General features: G+C 40.1%; 1 protein-coding gene and 1 pseudogene. Both read right to left on the reverse strand.

Annotated elements, in window-relative coordinates; translation table 11 throughout:
• A pseudogene (locus EDC41_RS14145) lies at positions 1-146 on the reverse strand (conserved phage C-terminal domain-containing protein); the annotation flags it as partial.
• Entirely contained in the window at positions 143-982 is an 840-nt protein-coding gene (locus EDC41_RS13465) for a Rha family transcriptional regulator (protein WP_006252350.1), read from the reverse strand. The gene EDC41_RS13465 and the pseudogene EDC41_RS14145, both read right to left, overlap by 4 nt.
• Between the last annotated feature and the right edge of the window lie 41 nt (positions 983-1,023).

Genomic DNA, 1,023 nt, shown 5'->3' on the forward strand with positions numbered 1-1,023 from the left:
GACATCCAGTAATAGGTTATGCCGTCAATAACCACCGCTTTTGCCCAACTGGAGGCTTGATTGATTAAATCGACCAATGCCCCCTGCGTGATGTTGATTTCCCACTCCACTAAGCGGACGTTGTTTATTGTTGATGTGAATCTCATACCGCCACCTTACTGTGATAATATTTGCCGTTCCAATCAGCTTTCATTGGTAACTTACCTTGTAAATAAGCCTCAAAAATCTTAACCGCACCTTTCTCAAGCAAAATTGGCTTGTAGGTAGTCATCTCAATACGCTCTACAGGATCAACCTCAATTCGCTTAAATGATTCCGTTAGATACTTATCCCGAACTTGGCTACACACTCGCCAACAATGCTTTTCTTTGTATAACCAGCCACGAGTTCGCAAATAATCATTAATTTTGTTGCTGTTTACGCCATTCAGCCCTTTCACAAATTGGGCTGGTGTTAAACCAGGTTCAAAGTACGATTTCAGTGCATTGTTCTCTTCGGTCTTTTGCTTGTTCTCTAACTGCAATAACTGATTTTGTTCTGCTTGGTCTGCCGCCAAACGTAACGCTTCCGCATACGTTTGTGGAATATGAGGTGTTTTAGAAGATTGCGGCACTTGCGTTTCCAGCTCTTGCCAGCGGTCGATAATTTTCTTTCTAAGCAAAATATTGTAGCCAGAGATAATTGTCAGCGTTGCTGATTTATCTAGGTAATAGATTGGGTAACTTTGATTATTTTGAGGATTAACCTCATATCGACATATAACTCCGCCAATAGGGGTATGTCCAAAAAGTTCTACACCCTCTTTTCCGCTCCAATCAAGAGATTTAACATTAATTCCTCTCTCCATTTGGATAATAGCACCAACATAAGCCCTAATGTCTCTTAAAACGTGACGATGTTCTTTTTCGCATAACTCTGCTATCTCACGACTACTCATCGTAATGCTTGATTTCTGTTCTGAAATGTTTAATAATTGATTCATCGAAAATACCTTTCGTTGTTTAGTTTTAAAGAGCCACCGTT

The organism is Mannheimia haemolytica (genome assembly GCF_004342115.1).
GTDB classification, from domain to species: Bacteria; Pseudomonadota; Gammaproteobacteria; order Enterobacterales; family Pasteurellaceae; genus Mannheimia; species Mannheimia haemolytica.